This window comes from Bacillus sp. SIMBA_008 (assembly GCF_046535495.1).
Lineage (GTDB): Bacteria > Bacillota > Bacilli > Bacillales > Bacillaceae > Bacillus > Bacillus subtilis.
The window spans coordinates 639,418-662,858 of record NZ_JAWRWL010000002.1 but is presented as its reverse complement, the minus strand read 5'-3'; the positions used below and the strand labels follow the sequence as shown (position 1 = coordinate 662,858).

The 23,441-nt window shown below is 41.2% G+C and carries 25 protein-coding genes and 2 pseudogenes; 12 read left to right on the top strand and 15 right to left on the bottom strand.

The features are described from left to right. Nucleotides 1-138: 138 nt before the first annotated feature. On the bottom strand, nt 139-342 hold the full coding sequence (locus SB658_RS08865) for a hypothetical protein (RefSeq protein WP_128422176.1): 204 nt from the start codon (nt 340-342) through the stop codon (nt 139-141). Between the two features lie 85 nt (nt 343-427). Between SB658_RS08865 and SB658_RS08860 the strand changes: the two are divergent. Further along, nucleotides 428-537: pseudogene (locus SB658_RS08860) on the top strand (peptidoglycan-binding domain-containing protein); the annotation flags it as partial. 45 nt (nt 538-582) lie between these two features. Here the strand turns inward: SB658_RS08860 and SB658_RS08855 are convergent. The 3 genes and pseudogenes from SB658_RS08855 to SB658_RS08845 form a co-directional block, all read right to left on the bottom strand. Then, nucleotides 583-1,098: a hypothetical protein gene (locus SB658_RS08855; RefSeq protein ID WP_014476481.1), complete on the bottom strand. Its 516-nt coding sequence runs from the start codon at nt 1,096-1,098 to the stop codon at nt 583-585. A 128-nt stretch (nt 1,099-1,226) separates the two neighbouring features. Beyond that, nucleotides 1,227-1,427: a hypothetical protein gene (locus SB658_RS08850; RefSeq protein ID WP_015715692.1), complete on the bottom strand. Its 201-nt coding sequence runs from the start codon at nt 1,425-1,427 to the stop codon at nt 1,227-1,229. Nucleotides 1,428-1,826: 399 nt separating this feature from the next. Then, a pseudogene (locus SB658_RS08845) lies at nt 1,827-2,122 on the bottom strand (contact-dependent growth inhibition system immunity protein). A gap of 432 nt (nt 2,123-2,554) precedes the next feature. On the opposite strand from SB658_RS08845, the gene SB658_RS08840 reads away from it, so the two are divergent. Together SB658_RS08840 and SB658_RS08835 are read left to right on the top strand one after the other, a co-directional pair. Next, entirely contained in the window at nt 2,555-2,872 is a 318-nt protein-coding gene (locus tag SB658_RS08840) for a putative quinol monooxygenase (protein WP_072692634.1), read from the top strand. Nucleotides 2,873-3,108: 236 nt separating this feature from the next. Further along, entirely contained in the window at nt 3,109-3,864 is a 756-nt protein-coding gene (locus SB658_RS08835) for an SDR family oxidoreductase (RefSeq protein WP_038427603.1), read from the top strand. 159 nt (nt 3,865-4,023) lie between these two features. On the opposite strand, the gene SB658_RS08830 is transcribed toward SB658_RS08835, so the two are convergent. Beyond that, on the bottom strand, nt 4,024-4,371 hold the full coding sequence (locus SB658_RS08830) for an Ig-like domain-containing protein (protein ID WP_015715694.1): 348 nt from the start codon (nt 4,369-4,371) through the stop codon (nt 4,024-4,026). Nucleotides 4,372-4,921: 550 nt separating this feature from the next. Between SB658_RS08830 and manR the strand changes: the two genes are divergently transcribed. From manR to SB658_RS08810, 4 genes are all read left to right on the top strand, one after another. After that, nucleotides 4,922-6,868: a mannose transport/utilization transcriptional regulator ManR gene (gene manR, locus SB658_RS08825; protein WP_015715695.1), complete on the top strand. Its 1,947-nt coding sequence runs from the start codon at nt 4,922-4,924 to the stop codon at nt 6,866-6,868. Nucleotides 6,869-7,017: 149 nt separating this feature from the next. After that, entirely contained in the window at nt 7,018-8,970 is a 1,953-nt protein-coding gene (gene manP / locus SB658_RS08820) for a PTS mannose transporter subunit IIABC (protein WP_038427604.1), read from the top strand. A 14-nt stretch (nt 8,971-8,984) separates the two neighbouring features. Further along, nucleotides 8,985-9,932: a mannose-6-phosphate isomerase, class I gene (manA, locus tag SB658_RS08815; RefSeq protein ID WP_015715697.1), complete on the top strand. Its 948-nt coding sequence runs from the start codon at nt 8,985-8,987 to the stop codon at nt 9,930-9,932. 169 nt (nt 9,933-10,101) lie between these two features. Next, nucleotides 10,102-10,584 carry a YjdF family protein gene (locus tag SB658_RS08810; RefSeq protein WP_128471965.1) on the top strand — a complete coding sequence of 161 codons (483 nt, stop codon included), beginning with the start codon at nt 10,102-10,104 and terminating at the stop codon, nt 10,582-10,584. A gap of 45 nt (nt 10,585-10,629) precedes the next feature. On the opposite strand, the gene SB658_RS08805 is transcribed toward SB658_RS08810, so the two are convergent. Beyond that, the gene (locus SB658_RS08805) at nt 10,630-11,136 is read right to left on the bottom strand and encodes a GNAT family N-acetyltransferase (protein WP_029726260.1); all 507 of its coding nucleotides are present in this window, start codon (nt 11,134-11,136) and stop codon (nt 10,630-10,632) included. A gap of 218 nt (nt 11,137-11,354) precedes the next feature. Next, entirely contained in the window at nt 11,355-11,750 is a 396-nt protein-coding gene (locus SB658_RS08800; protein WP_009967031.1) for a hypothetical protein, read from the bottom strand. Nucleotides 11,751-11,978: 228 nt separating this feature from the next. On the opposite strand from SB658_RS08800, the gene ybaK reads away from it, so the two are divergent. Continuing rightward, nucleotides 11,979-12,458 (top strand): Cys-tRNA(Pro) deacylase, encoded by a 480-nt coding sequence (gene ybaK / locus SB658_RS08795; protein ID WP_029317643.1) that lies wholly within the window; start codon nt 11,979-11,981, stop codon nt 12,456-12,458. Between the two features lie 39 nt (nt 12,459-12,497). On the opposite strand, the gene SB658_RS08790 is transcribed toward ybaK, so the two are convergent. The 4 genes from SB658_RS08790 to cotT form a co-directional block, all read right to left on the bottom strand. Further along, complete coding sequence (locus SB658_RS08790) at nt 12,498-12,692, bottom strand: DUF4177 domain-containing protein (RefSeq protein WP_003232825.1); 195 nt, start codon at nt 12,690-12,692, stop codon at nt 12,498-12,500. 131 nt (nt 12,693-12,823) lie between these two features. Continuing rightward, nucleotides 12,824-13,153, bottom strand: coding sequence for a YjdJ family protein (locus SB658_RS08785; RefSeq protein ID WP_003232822.1), 330 nt, complete (start codon nt 13,151-13,153; stop codon nt 12,824-12,826). A gap of 619 nt (nt 13,154-13,772) precedes the next feature. After that, the gene (gene cyoE / locus SB658_RS08780; protein ID WP_010886488.1) at nt 13,773-14,762 is read right to left on the bottom strand and encodes a heme o synthase; all 990 of its coding nucleotides are present in this window, start codon (nt 14,760-14,762) and stop codon (nt 13,773-13,775) included. A gap of 122 nt (nt 14,763-14,884) precedes the next feature. Then, the gene (gene cotT / locus SB658_RS08775) at nt 14,885-15,133 is read right to left on the bottom strand and encodes a spore coat protein CotT (protein WP_015715704.1); all 249 of its coding nucleotides are present in this window, start codon (nt 15,131-15,133) and stop codon (nt 14,885-14,887) included. A 253-nt stretch (nt 15,134-15,386) separates the two neighbouring features. On the opposite strand from cotT, the gene pdaC reads away from it, so the two are divergent. Continuing rightward, the gene (gene pdaC, locus SB658_RS08770; RefSeq protein WP_046160296.1) at nt 15,387-16,790 is read left to right on the top strand and encodes a peptidoglycan-N-acetylmuramic acid deacetylase PdaC; all 1,404 of its coding nucleotides are present in this window, start codon (nt 15,387-15,389) and stop codon (nt 16,788-16,790) included. A 39-nt stretch (nt 16,791-16,829) separates the two neighbouring features. Here pdaC and SB658_RS08765 read toward each other — a convergent pair whose 3' ends face one another. Next, complete coding sequence (locus SB658_RS08765; RefSeq protein WP_014663593.1) at nt 16,830-17,303, bottom strand: YjfA family protein; 474 nt, start codon at nt 17,301-17,303, stop codon at nt 16,830-16,832. Between the two features lie 128 nt (nt 17,304-17,431). Next, nucleotides 17,432-17,599 (bottom strand): YjfB family protein, encoded by a 168-nt coding sequence (locus SB658_RS08760; protein ID WP_015252312.1) that lies wholly within the window; start codon nt 17,597-17,599, stop codon nt 17,432-17,434. Between the two features lie 126 nt (nt 17,600-17,725). Between SB658_RS08760 and SB658_RS08755 the strand changes: the two genes are divergently transcribed. After that, entirely contained in the window at nt 17,726-18,625 is a 900-nt protein-coding gene (locus SB658_RS08755; RefSeq protein WP_144500826.1) for a DUF2268 domain-containing putative Zn-dependent protease, read from the top strand. Between the two features lie 8 nt (nt 18,626-18,633). Here the strand turns inward: SB658_RS08755 and SB658_RS08750 are convergent, their stop codons facing one another. Next, nucleotides 18,634-19,032: a ribosomal maturation YjgA family protein gene (locus SB658_RS08750; RefSeq protein ID WP_017697549.1), complete on the bottom strand. Its 399-nt coding sequence runs from the start codon at nt 19,030-19,032 to the stop codon at nt 18,634-18,636. A 100-nt stretch (nt 19,033-19,132) separates the two neighbouring features. Continuing rightward, on the bottom strand, nt 19,133-19,708 hold the full coding sequence (locus tag SB658_RS08745; RefSeq protein WP_014476503.1) for a YjgB family protein: 576 nt from the start codon (nt 19,706-19,708) through the stop codon (nt 19,133-19,135). 145 nt (nt 19,709-19,853) lie between these two features. Between SB658_RS08745 and fdhF the strand changes: the two genes are divergently transcribed. Then, nucleotides 19,854-22,811 (top strand): formate dehydrogenase subunit alpha, encoded by a 2,958-nt coding sequence (gene fdhF, locus SB658_RS08740; protein ID WP_144500827.1) that lies wholly within the window; start codon nt 19,854-19,856, stop codon nt 22,809-22,811. Continuing rightward, nucleotides 22,804-23,364: a helical membrane plugin domain-containing protein gene (locus SB658_RS08735; protein WP_029726254.1), complete on the top strand. Its 561-nt coding sequence runs from the start codon at nt 22,804-22,806 to the stop codon at nt 23,362-23,364. Before fdhF ends, SB658_RS08735 begins: the two co-directional genes overlap by 8 nt. Nucleotides 23,365-23,441 lie beyond the last annotated feature (77 nt).

Here is a 23,441-nt window from a genome sequence, read left to right as displayed (position 1 = left end):
ATAATGCTATTTGGGGACAGATGGGGACGAATTGGGGACCAACTTGTTCATTTTTAGTCAAAACAGAAGATTTTTTATCAGAAACATTTGTCAGAAAACCCTATAAAATAAGGTTTCGAAATGAAACATACGTTCGTATCAGAACATAATCGCTACCTTGACAGGGTAGCGATCGCTGGTTCGAGCCCAGTCGGAATTATAGCTTAAACCCTTGTGCAGCAAGGGTTTTTTACTTTGCTTTAATAAAGCAGGTTTATCAAATTCGCGAGTTGTTGGCGAACTTTTCTCTCCAAACAAACATAAGGTTTTTAAAATTTTCTGTTTCCATGGAACTTTTGTCATTTACACTTTCTGTATAAAGATGTTCTACGACCGTTTTATCTTTTTTTATATATGCAATGGTGGTGTTTAATTGAATCTCATATTCTACGGATCAAAAATCGCAAACGCGGTTAAACGGTTCCAACTGATGAATGGTTAAAAGCTAACGGTATTTATGGACCTAAGACTAAAGCGAAACTTGAAGCGAAATTATAAAAAATTAAACCCCTTCTGTTGTAGAAGGGGTTTAAAATTCATTTATCAATTTTCTTGTGGAGCAATCTTTGCCACTGGAGCACCACAGAGTAGGAAGAATGCAAATACTGCTGGTGGGGAAACTGCTAAACCTATAGTTCCTAGAAATCCTACAACAGTCAACCAATCTCCGTTTTGAATGGCTTTTTGAACTTGATTTAAAGCACCTTTACTTAAGTTAAGTGCATCTTCTAAACATCCTTGAACACTATTGATTTTGACATCGGTATAATTATATTCCTTATTCATATAATTAGCGAAAGCAATCATGCCCTCTTTTTGAGCTGGAGGATAAGGAGCTTTTTCAAGCTCGTCCTCATTGACTGTATATCCCGTCTCTTTGTCAAAAACTAAAATTTTAGTAAAGATGTACTCAACTTCTGCAACAGATTTTTCAATTTGTTCTTCAGTTAAGCCATCTAAACCGTCCTCCGGATTCAATTGTGTTGCTGAAGCTGCTGGTGCAATTGTGGCAATAGCAAGAAAGAAAATCGACGCCAGAAAAAACAATCTTTTCAACATGTGTGAACTCCCCCTTTTTTGAAATGGTAAAGCAATTCAATAGTAACATACATTTTTTCAAGAAAAAGGTAGTTTTATTTAGAATTAAACAAATTAGACATAATAAGTCAAATATCGACAGAAGATTGTTACCACAAGTGCAAAGCAAGAAACGAAAGTGCCCATGCAAATATCCCGAACATTACAAAGAATCTAAGAAAAGTTTCGTATTTTGTAAGTTTTCGTTCTTTTTTTGTTTTACCTAATCTCCAGTAAAGGGCATAGCCGGAGAATAATAAAATTATTTGTCCCAGTTGAGACACGGACTCTAAAAACTCTATACCATTCATTGATTTCACCTCTTATTTAATTATCGCAGACGGAAAAACCGTTTCCAACAGTTATATAAAAATTGAGCAATCCGTAATATGTCTAATGGTATATGAAATGATGTTTCCCTTATCCAGCAGACCATAAGTGTATAGTGGTAGCAGCGTTACTCGGGGTTAAGCGGGCATGTGCAAGCCAGCTTAATGTTAGAATATAATCGCTACCTTGTGACAGGGGGAGAGGCCCCTGGTTTGAGACCAGTCGAAATCATAGCTTAAACCCTTGCGTAACAAGGGTTTTTTATTTAGTTATATTTGTTAGCTTTGTGTCTACATAGGGACGAATTGAGGACGAAAATTTTTTTGCTGATTAAGAAGTGAATTCAAAATCAGCCCTATTTTTATGCTAGGTTTAATGGATTATAAGGTTTCAATATTCTTTTCTATTATTTGAATAACTTGTTCGAGCCATACTAATGGAGATACTCCGTAACTAAGAATGTCCACTCCGTCAGCAGCTTCATCTATAAAATCATTCTTGTCTTCATCCAAATAATCACTGTAAAATCTTTTAATGCTACTATATCAGTTTTTTGCTCTTCTTTTGGAATCTCTTCTAAGTATTCGTCCAGTGCTGACTCTGGAGTTTCTATATCTTGATGAAATATACCTCCTAGAAAATGAAATACAGGTTCAGATAAGTTTGTATCTATCATGATATCATCTCGTTGGCTAGCCAGTTAATATAAAGATACCTTTTCAATAAATTTTAGCAATTGTTAAAACAGTAATTGTATCTTCTCCCTTGGCTATTTCTCTTCTTAAATCTTCATTTCCTTTATAGGAGTATAAAGGCTTGTTCTTATCACAATTTAACCATTTTTCTATCTAACTGTAAATTAAGAGTACTATTAACAGCTCTTTCTGTAGTGCTTTATTTTTAAATGATGATGAACTGGAAATCTTCTTGTTACTCATTTTGCTTTTAGCTAGTCTTTGAATCAGTTCTTCGTCGGTTCCCATACCCCCACGACTAAGTCTTTAACACCAAATATAGTACCGTCAATCGCATTCATTACTCTACTATTACCCCTTAAATCGCTGCCTTAATGTCGGGGGTTGTTTTTATTTTTCAAGAAAATGTTATAATGAAAAGCCATAAAATGATGGGAGGGGAAATTTCGATGCATTACATAACGGCATGTTTAAAAATCATCAGTGATAAAGACCTTAATGAGATAATGAAGGAATTCAAAAAACTTGAGGAAGAAACGAACAAAGAAGAGGGTTGTATTACATTCCATGCTTATCCGCTTGAGCCATCAGAACGTAAAATAATGCTTTGGGAGATTTGGGAAAACGAAGAAGCTGTGAAAACCCATTTCACGAAAAAACACACAATAGACGTTCAAAAACAAGAATTAACGGAAGTAGAATGGTTAATGAAAAGCAATGTGAATGATTGAAAGGCTCTTTAAAAAGAGACATTCAACGACTTAGTATCAGCCACTTGTGACTAAGTAGTAAATTGTTGTCCAAATCTTATTTTTTCTATTTAATATTTTTTGAGACGAAAATGTTTTTTTAAGCTGATTTTAAAATGTATTCAAAGTCAGCTCTGTTTGATTTAATGGATTATATTCTTTGGATAGCTTGTTACCATCATAATGGAGATACTCCGTATAAATTGGAGGTTAAAATAATGAGTCATTCTCAAGAAAAAATCGCACTAATTACAGGAGCAAGCAGTCAAGGGGATATTGGTACGGCTATTTGTCGTAAGTTAGCCTCACAGGGTATACATATCTTCTTTACTCACTGGAATTCTAATACGGCCTGGATAGAAGAATTTCAACAAGAAATTTTACGTATGGGTGTCCGCTGTGAGGCAATGAAAATTGATTTATCAGATGCACATGCTGCATTCACAATACATGAAAAAATTTCAGATAAATTAGGATATCCTTCCATCCTTATTAATAATGCAGCTCATTCCGCAAGTGATAATTATGTATCGTTAGATGCTAAATCACTTGATGAGCATTATGCGGTTAATATGAGATCGAATTTTCTTCTTTGTGTTGAATTCGCCCGTCGGTTTAAAAAATCTAATTTAATATCAGGAAGAATCATCAATATGACATCAGGGCAGGATTTAGGTCCTTTGCCTGGGGAGTTAGCGTATGCAGCAACTAAAGGAGCTATTTCTGCATTTACTAGGTCGTTATCACAAGAACTTGCACCATTGGGCATCACTGTTAACGCCGTAAACCCAGGTCCAACAGATTCTACATGGATGACAGATGAAATAAGAAATTTTCTTTCACCTAAATTTCCAATGGGGCGTATTGGCACACCAGATGATGCAGCACGAATGATTGCTTTTCTTGCAAGTGATGAGGCTGAATGGATAACTGGACAAATTATTCATTCAGAAGGTGGATTTATTCGGGGCTAAGCTACTGAAACACAATATACACCAATGTATGATGTATTCCCAAAACTAAATCTAAACTTGAAGCGCAATTGAAATAAAATAAGGTCCCTTCTCTTTTTAGAGGGGGACCTTATTTTATTCATGCATGTTTTGCATCCAGAAAATCTGGCAGATAAGAGATTAATAAACCGTTACATATACTTTTCCGAATACTGCAGTACCTTTAAACAAAGTGATCGTGGCTTTCCCTTTTGATTTAGCCGTCACTAAACCATTTTGATCGACTTCAGCAACTTTTTGGTTATCAGTCCAATAACGAGTAGCTGAATTATTTTTAACAGAATAGGTTTCTCCAACTTTTAGAGGTAAATCATAGTCTTGAATCTTGATAACATGTGTAGGTGAAATAGAAATGTTCTTTACTTCAGTAGGTGTGGAGTTTATTTCATGAGCTGAAGCTACCCCGCTGACCGACAGAGCTAACGCAGAAATCGATAAAGCAGAAGCAACCGTTTTTTTGAAATTCATTTTGAAACACTCCTTTAAAGTTTTTTGTCTTGCACTATAACAATTCAATAAAAGTAATTATTTTCCTTGTAAATAAATGTTAATAATATGTGAACGATCAACTGATTTGAGCTAAGACTATTGTGTGCCCTGCACAGAGTTTGTATTTATGATTGAAAATTGCTGAGAGAGAATGGCCATCCTTAAAATGTTAATAAAACACATTTGATGGTTATTAGTTTGTTGAGCGTGTGGAAATTTTGTTACCTGCACTTTATCCCCGAAGATACCAAATCATTTTTCTTCATCATGTTCTTACTTTCGTACTCATACATTAGAAAATCTTCGTTCTAAATAGGTGAAGAATTGGAGTATTTTTATGAATTTCTGCTGAATATACATTACATAGCAAACTCAAAGAGTATAAAAATCGCATTTTTCCGGAAGCTTCGGTAAAAAACGAAACTTTTGTCTCTATGATTTTATTTTATAATGTAAACGGTTTCTTATATAGTATACTTATACTATCAATTTGCTCAAGTAGATACTGACAGGAAGGATAGAAAAACAGATGGAATACATAAATACAAGACAAAAAGAGATTTTGTATCTGTTGTTATCTGAACCTGATGACTATTTAGTTGTGCAAGATTTCGCAGATAGGGTACAGTGTTCTGAAAAAACAATCCGGAATGATTTGAAAGTGATCGAGGATTATCTCAATGAGCATTCTCATGCACAGCTTATTCGAAAACCAGGGTTGGGCGTTTATTTACATATAGAAGAACAGGAAAGGACCTGGCTAAGCCAACAATTACATACTGAACATTTTTCTTCTAGGCAGCGGAGCGATGAAGAAAGAATGCTGCACATTGCTTATGACTTATTAATGAATCCGAAGCCTGTTTCCGCAAAAGACATTGCCGCTCGGCATTTTGTCAATCGATCTTCCATTAAAAAGGATTTATACGCAGTAGAAGAGTGGCTGAAGCGTTTTGATCTCACACTGGTTTCTAGGCAGCGGCTTGGATTAAAGGTTGAAGGGAACGAAAGAAATAAAAGAAAGGCATTGGCAAGAATATCTGATTTGATCCACAATACAGCGTTTACCAGCCAATTTATTAAAAGTAAGTTTTTACATTATGAAGTAGACTTTGTGACGAAAGAAATCAAATCACTACAAAAAAAGCATTCCCTCTATTTCACAGACGAAACGTTTGAAAATTTGCTGCTGCATACATTGTTAATGGTCCGCCGCATCAAAATGAAGCAGCCGATTTCATTGTCCCCAAAAGAAATGGCGGCAGTAAGAAAGAAGAAAGAATATCAATGGACATTTGCTTGTTTACAGCGGCTTGAACCGGTTTTTGCAATCCGCTTCCCTGAAGAAGAAGCCGTGTACTTAACATTACATATATTGGGCGGTAAAGTTCGTTATCCATTGCAGACAGAAGAGAATTTTGAAAATGCTGTGCTTCCTAAGGTTGTAGGGCATTTAATCAATCGTGTTTCAGAGCTGAAAATGATGGATTTTCATAAGGATCAGGATTTGATCAATGGTTTGAACATTCATCTCAATACTGTGCTACAACGGCTGAGCTACGATCTTTCTGTAGCAAATCCTATGCTCAATGACATCAAAAAGATGTACCCTTATTTGTTCCACCTCATCATTGATGTTTTGGAAGACATCAATCAAACTTTTGATCTTCATATTCCTGAGGAAGAGGCAGCATATTTGACATTGCATTTTCAGGCAGCGATCGAACGGATGCAGGGCAGCAGCGAGACACATAAAAAGGCGGTTATCGTCTGCCACATGGGGATTGGGATGTCACAATTGCTGCGGACAAAAATTGAACGGAAATATCACCAAATCGCTGTAATGGCTTGTATTGCAAAGGCCGATTTAAAGGATTATATCAAAAAGCATGAGGATATTGATCTTGTCATATCCACCATTGCGCTGGAGAATATAACGGTTCCCCATATTGTTGTGTCTCCGCTTTTAGAGCCTGGCGAAGAGAAGAAATTAAGTGCGTTTATATGTCAGCTGGGCGAATCACACCGCCAAAAACAAAAAACGTTTCAGATGCTGAACAATACGACTCCTTTTTTGGTTTTTTTGCAGCAGGAGGCAGAGCACCGCTACAAGTTAATCGAACAGCTGGCGACAGCTTTGTTTGAGAAAGGCTATGTTGATAAGGACTATGCGGTTCATGCGGTGATGAGGGAAAAAATGTCGGCGACAAATATTGGGTCAGGCATTGCCATTCCTCATGCAAACGCTAAATTTATTAAACAATCAGCAATCGCGATTGCCACATTAAAGGAGCCGCTTGAATGGGGAAATGAAAAAGTTTCGCTCGTTTTTATGCTGGCTGTCAAACACGAGGATCAAACCATGACAAAGCAGCTGTTTAGCGAGCTTTCATATCTTAGCGAGCAGCCGGCCTTCGTCCAGAAGCTGACGAAAGAAGCCAATGTCATGACATTTTTATCTCATTTGGATTATTAAAAGCAGGGATTATTCCTTGCTTTTTTTTGTTATAGGGAAAAATGCCTTTATTACCGGAACCTATGGTAAAAAAAAGCGATTTTAATGAGCTGATTTCGGTATACAGTTGAGACAAGATCTTATAATTCACACTTTAAAGGAGGGTTCCTATGAAACTGTTAGCGATTACATCTTGTCCGAATGGAATCGCCCATACATATATGGCAGCGGAAAATCTGCAAAAAGCTGCTGACAGACTGGGCGTTAGCATCAAAGTTGAGACCCAGGGAGGGATTGGTGTCGAAAATAAGCTAACCGAAGAGGAAATTCGCGAAGCGGAAGCAATCATTATTGCTGCAGACCGTTCGGTAAACAAAGACCGGTTTATAGGCAAAAAACTGCTGTCTGTGGGGGTACAGGACGGTATCCGCAAACCGGAAGAATTGATTCAAAAAGCTCTTAACGGGGATATACCGGTCTATCGTTCCGCTACAAAATCGGAATCCGGTAATCATCAGGAGAAGAAACAAAATCCAATTTACCGTCATTTAATGAACGGCGTTTCATTTATGGTTCCTTTCATTGTTGTCGGCGGATTATTGATAGCGGTTGCATTAACGCTTGGAGGGGAGAAAACACCTAAAGGCTTAGTTATTCCGGATGATTCCTTCTGGAAAACGATTGAACAGATCGGCAGTGCTTCATTTTCATTTATGATTCCGATTTTAGCCGGCTATATCGCCTATAGCATCGCTGATAAACCGGGGCTTGTGCCAGGTATGATCGGCGGTTATATTGCGGCGACTGGAAGTTTTTATGACAGCGCAAGCGGCGCCGGATTCCTCGGGGGGATTATTGCCGGGTTTTTGGCCGGATACGCTGCACTTTGGATCAAAAAATTAAAAGTTCCAAAAGCCATCCAGCCGATTATGCCGATTATTATTATTCCGGTGTTTGCATCACTGATTGTAGGTTTAGCGTTTGTATTTTTGATAGGCGCGCCTGTAGCTCAAATTTTCGCCTCTTTAACAGTTTGGCTGGCGGGGATGAAAGGGTCGAGCTCGATCCTTCTGGCATTGATTTTAGGGGCGATGATCTCATTTGATATGGGCGGTCCTGTAAATAAGGTGGCGTTTCTGTTTGGATCGGCAATGATTGGAGAAGGAAATTATGAAATTATGGGACCAATTGCTGTCGCCATTTGTATCCCCCCGATTGGCCTTGGCGTTGCGACGTTTTTGGGAAAAAGAAAATTCGAGGCATCTCAAAGAGAAATGGGGAAAGCGGCATTTACGATGGGTCTCTTCGGCATTACTGAAGGAGCGATTCCATTTGCGGCGCAGGACCCTCTGCGCGTTATTCCAAGTATTATGGCAGGCTCAATGACAGGTTCTGTGATAGCCATGATTGGCAATGTGGGAGACAGAGTGGCGCACGGCGGACCTATCGTTGCAGTGCTTGGCGCAGTTGATCATGTCTTGATGTTTTTTATTGCTGTGATTGCAGGATCTCTTGTCACTGCTCTGTTCGTCAATGTACTAAAAAAGGATATTACGGCGTCTCCTGTGCTCAGTGAAACTGCACCGCCCTCCGCGCCAAATGAAGCTGCGGCAGCAAATGAAATAAAGCAGCCAATTCAAAGCCAAAAAGCTGAGATGTCGGAATTTAAAAAACTGACAGACATTATCAGCCCGGAATTAATTGAACCAAATTTATCGGGGGAAACGAGGGATGACATCATAGATGAATTGATTCAGAAATTGTCACGAAGAGGTGCGCTGCTTTCAGAGAGCGGGTTTAAACAAGCCATTTTGAATCGTGAACAACAGGGAACAACGGCGATTGGCATGAATATCGCGATTCCGCACGGAAAGTCTGAGGCGGTCAGGGAGCCGAGTGTTGCCTTTGGGATCAAACGATCAGGCGTTGATTGGAATAGCCTGGATGGATCAGAAGCTAAATTAATCTTTATGATTGCTGTACCGAAAGAGAGCGGGGGAAACCAGCATCTCAAAATACTGCAGATGCTATCTCGTAAGCTAATGGATGACAATTATAGGGAGCGGCTGCTCTCTGTGCAAACAACAGAAGAAGCCTACAAGCTGCTAGAAGAAATCGAATAAAGCGGGGGATTTTCATGACGACTGAACCGTTATTTTTCAAGCCTGTTTTCAAAGAAAGAATTTGGGGTGGGACCGCTTTAGCTGATTTTGGCTATACCATTCCGTCACAACGAACAGGAGAGTGCTGGGCTTTTGCCGCGCATCAAAATGGTCAAAGCGTTGTTCAAAACGGAATGTATAAGGGGTTCACGCTCAGCGAATTATGGGAACATCACAGACATTTATTCGGACAGCTTGAAGGGGATCGTTTCCCTCTGCTTACAAAAATATTAGATGCTGACCAGGACTTATCTGTTCAGGTGCATCCGAATGATGAATATGCCAACATACATGAAAACGGTGAGCTTGGAAAAACAGAATGCTGGTACATTATTGATTGCCAAAAAGATGCCGAGATTATTTATGGCCACAATGCAACAACAAAGGAAGAACTAACTACCATGATAGAGCATGGAGAATGGGATGAGCTCTTGCGCCGTGTAAAGGTAAAGCCGGGGGATTTTTTCTATGTGCCAAGCGGTACTGTTCATGCGATTGGAAAAGGAATTCTTGCTTTGGAGACGCAGCAGAACTCTGACACAACCTACAGATTATATGATTATGACCGAAAAGATGCAGAAGGCAAGCTGCGCGAGCTTCATCTGAAAAAGAGCATCGAAGTGATAGAGGTCCCGTCTATTCCAGAACGGCATACAGTTCACCATAAACAAATTGAGGATTTGCTTACAACGACATTGATTGAATGCGCTTACTTTTCGGTGGGGAAATGGAACTTATCAGGATCAGCAAGCTTAAAGCAGCAAAAACCATTCCTTCTTATCAGTGTGATTGAAGGGGAGGGCCGTATGATCTCTGGTGAGTATGTCTATCCCTTCAAAAAAGGAGATCATATGTTGCTGCCTCACGGTCTTGGAGAATTTAAACTCGAAGGGTATGCCGAATGTATTGTTTCCCATCTGTAACATGGCAGGGCTTGAGAAATAAATTTGCGAGTGAAGACTCCTATTCTCCAGCAATGATCTAACTAAAATAAGAGTTTAATAGTTGGAGAAGAAATGTTACACTCTTTTCTGTATATGGTAAAGAATGAAAAAACACGATTCGGTTGGTAGTCCGGATGCATGATTGATCATGTCAGTAACCTTCCCCTCCTCGGGATGTCCATCATTCTTTAATATCTTTTATGAGGAGGGAATCGTTATGAAATTAACGGTTTACTATGATGGTCAGTTTTGGGTAGGCGTTGTTGAAGTTGTGAACAATGGAAAGCTAAGAGCCTTTCGTCATCTTTTTGGCACAGAGCCGAGGGATTCTGAAGTATTAGAGTTTGTTCATAACCAACTTTTGAATATGATGGTCCAAGCTGAGCAGGAAGGAGTTCGTTTACAAGGCAGGCGTCAAAAAAAGATCAATCCAAAAAGATTGCAGCGCCAGGTTTCAAAAGAGTTGAAAAACGCCGGAGTAACTTCTAAAGCTCAAGAGGCGATAAAGCTAGAGCTTGAAGCAAGAAAGCAAAAGAAAAAACAAATAATGAAAGAACAACGAGAACATGTAAAAGAGCAAAGGTATATGCTCAAAAAGCAAAAAGCGAAAAAGAAGCACAGAGGTAAATAATCCAAACAAAAGCAGGCGCAGTGCCTGCTTTTGTAATTAAGGACTCTACTTTGTAACATATATCCAATGCATATAATCCGCTGATTTATGATCCAATATAAACCCTAACTTCTCCAAGGTTTTTTGTGAGCCTAGATTATCATGTTCGCATCTTGCGGTGATCCGGTTTACTGTTTCTTGGCTTAATGCCCAGTTTATTAGTTTTTGGGCGGCTTCCACACAATAACCTTTGCGGCGATGACTTTTATTTGTTGCAAAACCGATTTCAATCATGCCATTTTCGTCTGGGTCACCTAAAAATCCAGTTCCTCCAACAATTTCATGACTGTCCTTCTTTACAATAATCCATGAATCAAATCCTTTTGTTCCATTGTTTTTGACTAAAATCTCGCGGAAATAAGGTATCGCTTCAAAAAAATCAGAATTTGGCCATTCACCATTTGTTTCATAACCTAAGTCTTTGATAGCCTGATGATCTAGTTTAGACGCGGCGTCAAGAAGGGGAATATCAATCGTTTTTAATCGTAATCGATTCGTTTCAAGGAGAACCATATATCTAATCCTCTTTTCTTTTTACTGGGAATAATGATAACATATAACAATTTTCTCTGATACCTTGGCAGTAGAGAAAGATGGAAAAATTGAGGGGGATTGAAAGAGTGACAGGGGAGAGTTTGCCCAGACCAAAAACGGGTAGGAAAATGCTGATGTTAATGTGTCCCTACCCGTTTTTCTGTTCCTGAATGCAGGGTTTCTGATAACATGTTGTGCTACCTTTTCGCAATCAAATAAAGCGATATGGCTCTTTGGGTTTGAACAGGATTATGAATGATAATGACCCATTGGTTTCTTCGTCTTGGAAAGCTTGCTACCGCATACAATGGAGCAGTATCGCGCGGAGTGAACCCACCATTTATCACGTTGATATCTCTTCCTTCAAGATGACAAACTAAGTATTCACCTGGATTGATGACCTGTTGGTTCGTCCATGCGTAAGAATAAAAGCCGTCTCCAAGATCTTCGGTGGAAGATGGGGGGACAAAGCCATCTACAGTCAATGTGATTTCTCTTCTTCGCTGTCTTTCTGAAAAATCTGGACTTCTTTGAGGGTTATGAGTATGTGAAAAGTAAGGAATTAACGCAGGGCCATAAAAGTAATGATACAAAGCAACCACTCCTTTATTTTCCATTCATACAAATTGTATGTGGGAGTTATTTGTTCATTCCTGTTTTGTTCCATGTAGACTAATAATGGGCTATAGGCGTCCAAGGAAATCAATTTGTCCTTTCGTTGATTCAATGCTAGTAACCTTGAAAATGCAGGTTAGGATGATAGAATTTACTTATTACTGCAAGAAGTTAGATATACATCATTTTGATAGTGGGTGAAAACAATGGCGAAAAAAATGGCAAAAACAAATGCGGTTCGTCTGATAGAACAGCAGAACATCTCTTATGAGGTATTAGGGTATAAAACAGACGGCCAGCCGGTAGATGGCATCTCTGTTGCGGAAAAAATCGGTTATCCTTTGAAATATGTATATAAAACGTTGGTTGCAGCAGCAGGAACAAATCATTATTATGTCTTTGTTGTACCCGTTGCAGAAGAGTTAGATGTAAAAAAGGCAGCAAAGGTGACAGGGGAAAAGAAAATAGAAATGATTGCAATGAAGGAGCTGTTAGCGGTAACTGGCTATCTTCGCGGCGGCTGCTCGCCAATTGGCATGAAAAAATTGTTCCCGACCTATATTGATGCATCTGCAGAAACGCTTGATTTTATTATTGTCAGTGCAGGGAAAATCGGTATGCAGCTAAAGTTGGCGCCACAAGATTTAGCCAGATCATGTGATGCCGCATTTGCAGAAATTGTATAGATGCAGATATAGGGGAACGAAAAAGCTTAGTCATATCGACTAAGCTTTTTCCGCATCCCTTTCAAATATGATTTCAAAATAAGCAGCTGCCCCATACCCATCTATACTGGGAGCGAAAATCTGAACGAATCTCCAGCCTCTTTTCGCATAATCATGGATGATTTGCTGGTAGTCTTCTTTAGGCCTTCTTCTCATCGTACTCAGCTCAACTCTTACGAATTCATATTCTTTCATCGTTTGATCCCTCCTATTAAGGTATACGTAAAATGGAGCGAGAAGTTCCGAAAACCTAGGTTAAGGTCTGCCTCACTAAACACAGAAACATCTTGAAGAGTTAAGGGGCTATAAAAACGAATTTCACCGGGTCAGCAGTCCAAATGAATCTCTTGCTTATTGCATTTGACTGAGTATATAAGTAAAAAAAGAGCGGCCAGAACATATAAGAAGGAGATGATCATTAACGCACTCATAACAGGGTAGTGTTTAGCGGAGTAGATGAAAAAATCAAGCTGTGAAATTTGTTTGGGGCTGCTGACGGCATCAATTCCATTTAGCAGTTTTGAGAGTTTAGCAGTATAGTTCCAATCAAATCGATCTGAAACAAGCTCGCTTCCTTGATACCAATTAACAGCAGCTAAAAACAGAAATACCATAATAGAAAATCCAAGCTGAACAACTAAAAATATTCCCTTCACTTTTGTATGACCTCCAAATCTATGAATATGGGAAAATCAAACAATATATTACCACCGTATGGGTTATTCTTGCAATTTCACTTTCATACAACTCAAACGCAAGTCTATTTTTTTGTTTGTTTTTGGCTTATAATACCTGATGATGGAAAAAGAGTGCGGGTTTATAGATTAGAGAAACAAATGTATTTCTTAGCATTTTTTATTTGTGGAGAGAGTATAGAAGCATTCGATTAGATCTGCTTTTTCACAGAAACGCTTTTCATCTGTTTGCCTGAGCTTTACAATTGGCTGGCAAAAAAACAATGATTTCTTTCAATCAAAACATGCAACGATGCGACATATTTTATATCTTGATGACTTATCTCATTGCCTTTAAGTCATTCTATCGAGAAAGCGATGGTATTTTATGAACAAAGAAACCCTAAAAAACATACTCATGATTTTTTCAATATGCGCAACCCTCCGAGAAACCGATGGTATGCGCATAGCTGATAGCTGGATTTTGAGTGAGATTATACGATTTTTGATTTGCATGGCTGAGTTTTTTGCCATGACATTTCTATTAGATGCTGTTTTTCCAAACAAAAAAGAGTCACATTAATGTGTGGCTCTTTTTGCATCATCTGATCAGAAACATCATAAATGAATCGATCATCATGATGAAGAACAGCAAGCAAAAATAAATAAGCGAGTAGACAAACATATCCTTTGCCCACTTCACGTCATCGTCTGTTTTGAATCCTTTGATGCTTTTTTTGATCCATATGCCTCCGAGAACCAAGGCGGCTAAGAAATAAAATGGGCTTATATGGCCGGTGCCGAGAGAGAAAGGAAATAATAGCGTGACCGGCACCAGGACGGCAATATATTGCATCATTTTTATTTTTGTTACATGATTGCCTTTGACTACTGGCAAGAGCGGAACGCCAGCAGCGCGATATTCCTCTTTGCGTCTTATCCCAATCGCCCAAAAATGCGGCGGCTGCCACAGAAACATAATCGTGTACAACAGCACTGCTGTCATACTGAAGTCACCGGTTACGGCACAATACCCCATCAATGGCGGCGCAGCTCCTGGGAAGCTCCCGACAAATGTGCTCCACACAGACGTTCGTTTCACCCATACCGTATAGATGATCGCATAAAAAATAAAGGCGGCCAGTCCGAGAAAGGCCGTTAATGGATTGAGGGAATAAAGCATGGCAAGGCCTGCGATCCCTAAAACAGAGCCATATGTTAAGATCATGGCTGGCGGCATTTTCCCTGTGACCGAGGCCCTGCTGCGAGTGCGTGCCATTTTTGCGTCCATATGCCGATCAAAATAGTTGTTATAGACAGTGCCGGAAGCCATCACAAACGCGGTTCCCAACATTGCTGTTACCATTGTCATCAAAAAAGCCAAGCCGGTTAACGTTTTTTCTGCGCTTGCAAACGCGATCCAAAATCCGCCGAAGGCTGCTATCGAGTTTGATATGATAATGCCGGGTTTTGCAAGTTTGATAAAATCGTAAATGGTTACCCGGTTCGAAGCTTTTATGTATTTTGTTTCAGATATGGCTGCAGAATCTCTTGTATTCTCCAAAAATAGACGCCTCCCCCAAAACTGCATGCTTTTGTTATCGTAACAAGAGGGGGACAGAATAACAATTATTCCCCATATTTGTCATGATATTGTCATTTTTAAAACAAAAAAATGGGGAGCTGGACTGCCCCCATTTTGATATGCGGCGACTAGTAACCGTAACCTCCGCCATATCCTCCGCCATAACCGCCGCCGTAACCGTGCCAAGGGTAGTAAGGCGGTCGCGGGCGCGGGTAGTAATAAGGCGGGCGCGGATAAAACGGGTAGAACGGATAATACGGTCTTGGATAATAATAAGGCGGATAAAATGGCGGTCTCGGACGCGGATAATAATAAGGCTGTCTTTCATCATAAGGGGTAATTTGTTCAAATGACTGTTCATTCAAAGGGTAATCCAAGAGGAAAACCTCCCTAGCTTTTTTTATTCCTTTTACCATATTCCTGATGCTTAAGTTGGGTGTATGTACATTCATGAAATTCGGTTTTTTTTATGATGAAATTCCTTAAAAAGGATTGACATGAACTTCTAAATCTCATAGTATTACAAATGTGAAATAAATGTTACTACAATGTTACAAAAACATTTCTAAATAGATACAGTTCCAACTGATGAAGAGTAAATCGAAATGGCTACGAAAGAAGGAGTTTTTGTTGTTGGCAAAAAGAATCAAATGGTTTCATGTATTAATAGCAGTTGTATGTGTGGTGGGCCTTATCGGCTTTTTCCATAATCATTCATTGAAAAAAGAAACGGTCATGAATAAAGTAAGAACTGATTCTCAATATGGGAATGTTGAGATCGCAACGCTTGTGAATGACGGGAAAACTTTTAATTACGCGGTAAACTATCCTGTTTTCAAAAATGAAAAAATGGATTCGGCATTAAAAAGATTCGCAGAAAAAGAGGTTCGTCAATTTCAAAAGGAAACAAAGGACGTTGACCAAGAGCATACGACAAAACGCAACGAATTAAATGTTGATTATAAAATTGTCCATTATGCCAAACAGACAGTGGCGATTGTATTTAATGAATATAAATACATCGGCGGGGCACACGGGCAAACCGTGAAAAAAACGTTTAACTATGATTTTAGTAAACAAGCGTTTCTTTCCATTGATGATATTTTCAAAGAGGACGCTGACTACTTACATAAGCTTTCGTTAATCGCTTATCACGAGCTGAAAAAGAATAAGGACATTGCCGCGGACGATGCACTGTTAAAGGAAGGGACGGCTCCGAAAAAAGAAAATTTCAGCCGCTTTGCCATCAAGGAGGATTATATCGAACTTTACTTTGACACATATCAGGTTGCAGCAGGCTATCTTGGAGAGCAATCGATTGCCATTAAGAAAAGTCTTTTGAAAGACATTCTGAAAGAACAATATATTGATAAAGCAAAAAATAAAAATAAAATCAAAGAACAAAAGCCGAAGCATGAAGTGATTTCTTTACCCAAAGAGGAAACAGTTGATCCAAATCAAAAAGTCATTGCGCTTACTTTCGACGACGGCCCGAATCCTGCGACAACAAATCAGATTCTAGACTCCTTGAAGAAATATAAGGGTCATGCCACGTTTTTTGTTTTGGGGAGCAGAGTTCAATATTATCCGGAAACGCTAATAAGAATGCTGAAAGAAGGAAATGAGGTTGGGAACCATTCATGGAGCCATCCGCTTCTCACAAGGCTTTCAGTGAAAGAAGCGTTAAAGCAGATCAATGATACGCAAGACATCATTGAAAAAATAAGCGGATATCGTCCGACGCTTGTAAGACCCCCATACGGCGGCATTAATGATGAACTGCGGAGTCAAATGAAAATGGATGTTGCGTTATGGGATGTTGACCCGGAAGATTGGAAAGACCGTAACAAAAAAACAATTGTTGACCGTGTCATGAGTCAGGCGAGAGATGGAAGAACCATTTTAATTCACGATATTTACCGCACCTCTGCTGATGCGGCCGATGAAATTATGAAAAAGCTCACCGATCAAGGATATCAATTGGTGACGGTTTCTCAGCTTGAAGAGGTTAAAAAACAAAGAGAAGCGAAATAAATTACAAAAGGCTGTCCGTACGGACAGCCTTTTTTCTATTTAATAAGAGCCTGTGGTGGCCCAAACATTTAAGTTTGGTCCTGAATACTTGCCGAAAGCGTAAGAAGTCCTTGGATCTAAATCATATACCATCGGTGTATAGCAAGACTTTTGGCCGGCCACCGCTTTTCCATTGCCGCCTGCAGAATCACAATTATATCTCTTTCCGTCCGTGTTTCGGGTAATCTCCGCATTTGCTTCAAAGCCAGACGTCAATGTATTATTCATCGTGATTTTTGCCCAAGCCGTTTTACATGTACTGCTGAATTTAAGCTCGACTACTCCGATGACTTGATTGCTGGCATTCACTAAGTTTGAGGATTTTTTTGTAGAGCCGCTGGACGCACAATCATTGTAATAAGGGCTTTTTCCATCGTAGGCATGGGTTTCCGCATTGGCGGGTACACCTTTGACGGCAAAAACAAATACTACTGCAAATAACACCAATGAAGCCTTCGTAAACAGTCTTTTCATATCCTTTATGACCTCCTTAATATGGCAAACAATAAATCATACGGAGGAACAATCAAAACATGCATGCTTTTTTGTGAACAATAAAGGCGGCCGGGAGGATGGAGTTCTTGGCCGCCTTTGATGTGAGGTTAAACTTTTACATCAATGGTTTGTCCGAGAGTCGGATGCTGAATCATCTTTAAGGTTTGATCGGCATTTTGCTGGGCGGTATCCAGCATTTTTTTCGTTAAAGCGATATTAACATTCTGGGCAAGGGATGCTTGATGCATTGCAACCGATAAAGCAGGAATATCCATCGTTCCACCTCCTATGCCTTACCTATCGGCGGCTTTGTATCATTTTACAGTGAAAAATGGCTTAATTTCTCCTGTTGACCTTTACGCTGCGGCATATCGTATGTTTTTGACAAGGAGGGAATCAGGATGAATCTTGTCATGGAAAAGACCTTTGAGCAATACGAAAAGCTGTTTTCAATGGAAGAACAGAAAAGAGAAGATGAATTTCGGTATACGATGATGAGGCCGTTTGAAAAGATGTGGACCGCCATCCAAGTTCCGCTGAAAGCGAAGGAGCCAAACGGCTATGATGTGATCATGGCTGCGAAAATGCTGGGCTATTTGGATGTCCGTGATGCTGAAAGCGGCCAGAAAGCACTGCAAATACTGAAAGAATCACATGTTTCAGAGACAGCTGAATCTGCACTTCGGCAATGCATATTTTTTGCTGAGCGCGAACAGCTGCGGATGAATGCAGAGGAGATCAAATTCGGCCTTTATATCGCTGATCCAAATAAACTTCAGCTGCAAAAAGGCTACTGCGGGTTTGGCGGGATACCGGGCTTTATTCATGTATGGATTGATCCGAACCGTTATAACCTGCCAAGGATTCCTTCCATTATTGCTCATGAATTTCATCATAATGTGCGGTTTTCGTATATAGATTTTCATCATGGCTCTGTAAGTGTCGGGGATTATCTTGTGATTGAAGGATTGGCGGAATCATTCGCCAGAGAGCTGTTTGGTACGGAACGATTGGGCCCTTGGGTAACTCGTTTTGATCATGAGGACTTGCAATATTCCATTGATGTGATTAATGAGGTGCTGGATGTGAAAGGATTTTCGGAAGTCAGCCGTTATATGTTTGGTGATCCAATTGCTAACGATCAAGGCTTTAAGCCTGCTGGTTTATCGGCTTTTGCAGGTTATGCAGTTGGCTATCATGCCGTTCAGTCATTTATGAATCACCATCACATGACGATAAGCGAGGCCACACGTTTGGATGCGAAGACCATTCTTTCTCAATGCGGGCTGTTTTCTACATGAAAAAAGCGTCACATACAGCGGCGCTTTTTGATTCCCAAAACCAGCAGTTCTATGGCGGCACAGGCGGCAATTCCGATTGTATATGCTTCGATATCGCTCCATAAAAAACCGTACCCCAGTACAAGCCCGCCAAGAGAAGTATCCCTAATCTGGTCGATCCATTCGGCATGATAGAGCTGGCTGAATTCAATGACAAAACAGAAAGAAAGACTGATAATGCCCGTTATCATTGTCTTCAGCTTCCGAAATAGAAATCCGCATCCCGTAAAGATCATGGCGGCCCACAACGAGTCTCCCAGATAAGTATTGAGAGTATCAGGAAGAACACTGGAGAATGCTCTGGATCCAAGCCCCAGCCCAATGATCAGTACGGTGAAAACTGCATATATCCAACGATTTCGCTTCATTGCGAATTGATACCCCGTCTCTTTTTCATCTCCCTGTATTGTAAGGAATATAGCTTTTATTTGTCCACTAAAAAAGCGGCTGAATAGCCGCATAGGGTGTTTATTTTGCTTTTAGGTTTACATGGTCGGCTGTCTGATCTGTGCCTATTACAAAATGGAGTTCATAGCGGCCTGTATCATATACATAATCGATTTCATCGGTAAACGGGACGGTTAACACCCGATTTGCTGGTCCTAATTGCTTCTGCAGCACTTCCGGCGTAACTCCGCCTAAATTCAGCTGACGTTCCACACCGGTTCCAAAGTAGCGGATTTCTGAAATTGTCATGTCTTTATGATAGGAAAATCCGTAGCCCGGCTGTCCCATATTCCAGTGATATAAATCAAATCGATTGTCTCCCCCGACTGGTCTTTCCGGTTCCCCAAACGCAGCGTGGACATCCCCTTTTGTGCTTTTGTTAATGGTAAGGCCTTGCGCCTGCTGAGGCATTTCCCCTTTATAGGCGGTGTTATAGAGGTTTTTGACAAGCTCGGCGGCTGATTGATTCGTGTTTTCTGAGAGTGTGTTTGTTTGAGCTGCGGCCTTTGCCGGTGCTGAAAAGGACGCAGCCCCAAAGCCGGTAAAACAGCTTGTTACTGCTGCCGCAGCGGTTATAGCAGACATTGTCTTTTTCATGTTAATCCCTCCTAATTGATCTACCATTCCGTTTCCCCGTGTTTTTGCAACGAAACATGTGAGTGCGCTTTGTATGTTTTATTGAGTTGTTGTAAGGGAACTGAAATAGGTAATTCGGTATATAAAGCAAGAAAGGGGAATGGAGATGCCTGGCAAGAAAAAAATCACAATAAACGGCGTTGAAATGGAAGCGTCCGAGGAACAGACGGTGCTGCAGCTTTTGAATAACAGCTCGATTGAAGTGCCGCAAGTTTGCTATCATCCAAGCTTAGGGCCGATTGAGACATGTGATACGTGCATCGTCAGCATCAATGGTGAGCTGAAGAGGTCGTGCTCCGCTGAATTAAAGGATGGGGATATCATTGATACGCTCTCACCTGACGTGAAAAAAGCGCAGGTCATCGGGATGGACAAGATTTTATATAATCATGAGCTTTATTGTACAGTTTGCGATTACAACAATGGGGGATGCGAAATACATAATACGGTGAAGGAAATGAAAATCAATCACCAAAGCATTCCGTTTGATCACAAGCCATACCATAAGGATGAATCCCATCCGTTTTATCGGTATGATCCAGATCAATGTATTTTGTGCGGACGCTGTGTTGAAGCATGCCAGGACGTTCAGGTAACTGAAACGCTGACCATTGACTGGGAGCGGAAACGCCCGCGCGTCATTTGGGATAACGACGTGCCGATCAATGAGTCGTCATGTGTGTCATGCGGCCATTGTTCAACGGTCTGTCCGTGCAACGCGATGATGGAAAAAGGAATGGAAGGGGAAACCGGATATTTAACAGGCATCAATAACGAAACGCTGCGACCGATGATCGAGATCACGAAAGGCGTAGAGACAGGCTACGGCTCGATTCTCGCCATTTCTGATATGGAATCGGCCATGCGTGATGAACGAATCAAAAAAACGAAAACCGTCTGCACGTATTGCGGCGTCGGCTGCAGCTTTGATGTCTGGACAAAGGGCAGAGACATTCTGAAAGTAGAGCCGCAGGAGGAAGCGCCAGCCAACGGCATTTCTACTTGTGTGAAAGGCAAGTTCGGTTGGGATTTCGTCAACAGCGAAGAACGCCTGACAAAGCCGCTGATCCGGGAAGGCGATCATTTCCGTGAAGCAGAGTGGGAGGAGGCGTTATCGCTGATCGCCAGCAAGTTCACTGAATTAAAAGAGGCGTTTGGCCCGGATTCTCTCGCTTTTATTACATCTTCTAAATGTACAAATGAAGAATCCTATCTTATGCAAAAGCTGGCCAGAGGTGTCATTGGCACAAATAATGTGGACAACTGCTCTCGCTATTGCCAATCTCCTGCGACTGCCGGCCTGTTCCGGACAGTCGGCTATGGCGGTGATTCAGGATCAATTACAGATATCGCGCAAGCGGACCTTGTTTTGATTATCGGTTCGAACACGTCTGAGTCGCATCCAGTCTTATCCACTCGCATTAAACGGGCTCATAAGCTAAGAGGGCAGAAAGTGATCGTCGCGGATATCAGAAAACACGAAATGGCAGAACGCTCCGATTTATTTGTCCAGCCGCGTGCCGGATCGGATATCGTCTGGCTGAATGCGATCGCCAAATATTTAATAGAAAACGGCAAGGCCGATGAACGATTTTTGAGAGAAAGAGTGAACGGACGAAATGAATATGTAAAAAGCCTCGCGCCGTACACACTTGAATATGCTGAGGAGAAAACCGGGATTGATCGAGAAACCCTTATCCAAATGGCAGAGATGATCGGGCAAGCTGACAGTGTGTGCGCATTGTGGGCGATGGGCGTGACACAGCACATTGGAGGAAGCGACACGAGCACGGCGATCTCTAACCTGCTGCTTGTGACAGGAAACTACGGAAAACCGGGAGCAGGTTCTTACCCATTGCGCGGCCATAATAACGTGCAGGGAGCAAGTGACTTCGGGAGTATGCCTGACAGAATGCCAGGCTATGAAAAAGTGACGGATGAACGAGTCCGCCAAAAATACGAGCGTGTGTGGGGTGTGCCGCTGCCGAAGGAGCCGGGTATGACCAACCACGAAATGATTGAAAAAATCCATTCCGGAAAGTTGAAAGCGATGTATGTAAAAGGTGAAGAAATGGGCCTGGTGGATTCCAATATCAATCATGTACACGCCGCATATGAAAAGCTTGATTTCTTTGTGGTGCAGGACATTTTCCTTTCACGTACAGCGGAGTTTGCTGATGTGGTTCTTCCTGCGAGCCCAAGCCTTGAAAAAGAAGGAACTTTTACAAACACAGAACGCCGGATTCAGCGTTTGTATCAGGTGTTTGAACCGCTGGGCGAATCAAAGCCGGATTGGCAGATTATTATGGAGGTTGCCAATAAGCTTGGCGCCGGCTGGCACTATAAGCATCCTGCAGACATTATGGAGGAAGCAGCCAAGCTGTCGCCGATTTATGCCGGTGTCACCTATGAACGTCTTGAGGGCTATAATTCCCTGCAATGGCCTGTAAACGCTGATGGAAAGGATTCGCCTTTACTCTTTACAGAGCGCTTCCCTTTCCCGGACGGCAAGGCCATTCTCTACCCTGTCCAGTGGACAGAGCCTGAGGAATTCGGTGAGGAATATGATATCCATGTCAACAATGGGCGGCTCTTGGAGCACTTCCACGAAGGGAACCTGACTTACAAATCAAAAGGGATTTCGGAGAAAACACCGGAAGTGTTCCTAGAAATTTCTCCTGAGCTTGCGGCAGAACGAGGGATTCAGGACGGAACCCTCGTCAGACTCACATCGCCTTTCGGAAATGTCAAAGTGAAGTGCCTGATTACTGATCGAGTCAAAGGGAAGGAAGTATATCTGCCAATGAACGATTCAGGGGAAGCGGCGATCAACCTGTTAACAGGCAGCCATGCCGATAAGGATACCGATACGCCTGCTTACAAAGAAACATCGGCCAAGATGGAAATTTTGAAGCACGACGGAATCAGCCCGCTGCCTAAGATCAACCACCGCAACGGCAATCCGCAGCCGCAAATCGGTGTGCAGGTTCAAAAGAAATGGGCGCGGAAGGATTATATTTTCCCTGGTGACGCTGTGAAAAGGGGGATGGGCCATAATGGCTAAAGCGATTAAACGAATTCAAAAAATCGAGGTAACAGAAGAAGATCAGCGAAAGCGTGATTTGCGGGAAATTGAAGATGCTCTAGTTGATCACAAAGAAGCGATTCTCGAAACATTGCATATGCTGGGCCATATGAACGAGCGCGGGGTCCTGCCGTTGCTCCGCGGCCTTTTTGGCCAAGGGGATAAAGTTCTTGATATTCTGGTGAAAAAAGCAGATACAGAGGAAACGGCCAACACGCTGAAAAATCTGCTTCTTCTGTTTGGAACACTCGGCATGCTGGACGTGAAGCAGCTGGAGCCTCTCATTTTGAAAGTGAATGCGGGTGTGGCAAGCGCTGTAGAGCAGAAAAACAGCGAAGAAAAGACAGGTTATTTTGATATTATCCGCTCGCTAAAAGACCCGGAAATCAACAAATCAATTACACTGCTCTTTTCCTTTTTAAAAGGAATGGGACAAGATACAAAGGAGCTGGAACGCACGACGCAGCCTCCCGAGCACCAAAAACATCATCAGGAACCTCGAGAGAAAAGGGGAATGAATAAGCGAGATTGACCTCCCACCCGAGCGGCTTCAGCCAGCTCGGGTTTTTTGATGAAAAGGTCTAATGGACTAGTAAAAAATATTCAAAT

What these genes read in the sequence shown, in the direction of transcription:
- cyoE (WP_010886488.1), bottom strand. Translation starts at nt 14,762, where the DNA reads ATGCAGTTTTGGGGGAGGCGTCTATTTTTGGAGAATACAAGAGATTCT.
- SB658_RS08810 (WP_128471965.1), top strand. Translation starts at nt 10,102, where the DNA reads ATGTCAGTAACCTTCCCCTCCTCGGGATGTCCATCATTCTTTAATATC.
- manA (WP_015715697.1), top strand. Translation starts at nt 8,985, where the DNA reads ATGACGACTGAACCGTTATTTTTCAAGCCTGTTTTCAAAGAAAGAATT.
- SB658_RS08865 (WP_128422176.1), bottom strand. Translation starts at nt 342, where the DNA reads ATGACAAAAGTTCCATGGAAACAGAAAATTTTAAAAACCTTATGTTTG.
- ybaK (WP_029317643.1), top strand. Translation starts at nt 11,979, where the DNA reads ATGGCGAAAAAAATGGCAAAAACAAATGCGGTTCGTCTGATAGAACAG.
- SB658_RS08745 (WP_014476503.1), bottom strand. Translation starts at nt 19,708, where the DNA reads ATGAAAAAGACAATGTCTGCTATAACCGCTGCGGCAGCAGTAACAAGC.
- manR (WP_015715695.1), top strand. Translation starts at nt 4,922, where the DNA reads ATGGAATACATAAATACAAGACAAAAAGAGATTTTGTATCTGTTGTTA.
- SB658_RS08790 (WP_003232825.1), bottom strand. Translation starts at nt 12,692, where the DNA reads ATGAAAGAATATGAATTCGTAAGAGTTGAGCTGAGTACGATGAGAAGA.
- SB658_RS08850 (WP_015715692.1), bottom strand. Translation starts at nt 1,427, where the DNA reads ATGAATGGTATAGAGTTTTTAGAGTCCGTGTCTCAACTGGGACAAATA.
- SB658_RS08805 (WP_029726260.1), bottom strand. Translation starts at nt 11,136, where the DNA reads ATGGTTCTCCTTGAAACGAATCGATTACGATTAAAAACGATTGATATT.
- SB658_RS08830 (WP_015715694.1), bottom strand. Translation starts at nt 4,371, where the DNA reads ATGAATTTCAAAAAAACGGTTGCTTCTGCTTTATCGATTTCTGCGTTA.
- SB658_RS08855 (WP_014476481.1), bottom strand. Translation starts at nt 1,098, where the DNA reads ATGTTGAAAAGATTGTTTTTTCTGGCGTCGATTTTCTTTCTTGCTATT.
- SB658_RS08735 (WP_029726254.1), top strand. Translation starts at nt 22,804, where the DNA reads ATGGCTAAAGCGATTAAACGAATTCAAAAAATCGAGGTAACAGAAGAA.
- SB658_RS08760 (WP_015252312.1), bottom strand. Translation starts at nt 17,599, where the DNA reads ATGGATATTCCTGCTTTATCGGTTGCAATGCATCAAGCATCCCTTGCC.
- SB658_RS08835 (WP_038427603.1), top strand. Translation starts at nt 3,109, where the DNA reads ATGAGTCATTCTCAAGAAAAAATCGCACTAATTACAGGAGCAAGCAGT.
- SB658_RS08755 (WP_144500826.1), top strand. Translation starts at nt 17,726, where the DNA reads ATGAATCTTGTCATGGAAAAGACCTTTGAGCAATACGAAAAGCTGTTT.
- manP (WP_038427604.1), top strand. Translation starts at nt 7,018, where the DNA reads ATGAAACTGTTAGCGATTACATCTTGTCCGAATGGAATCGCCCATACA.
- SB658_RS08840 (WP_072692634.1), top strand. Translation starts at nt 2,555, where the DNA reads ATGAAAAGCCATAAAATGATGGGAGGGGAAATTTCGATGCATTACATA.
- fdhF (WP_144500827.1), top strand. Translation starts at nt 19,854, where the DNA reads ATGCCTGGCAAGAAAAAAATCACAATAAACGGCGTTGAAATGGAAGCG.
- SB658_RS08750 (WP_017697549.1), bottom strand. Translation starts at nt 19,032, where the DNA reads ATGAAGCGAAATCGTTGGATATATGCAGTTTTCACCGTACTGATCATT.
- SB658_RS08765 (WP_014663593.1), bottom strand. Translation starts at nt 17,303, where the DNA reads ATGAAAAGACTGTTTACGAAGGCTTCATTGGTGTTATTTGCAGTAGTA.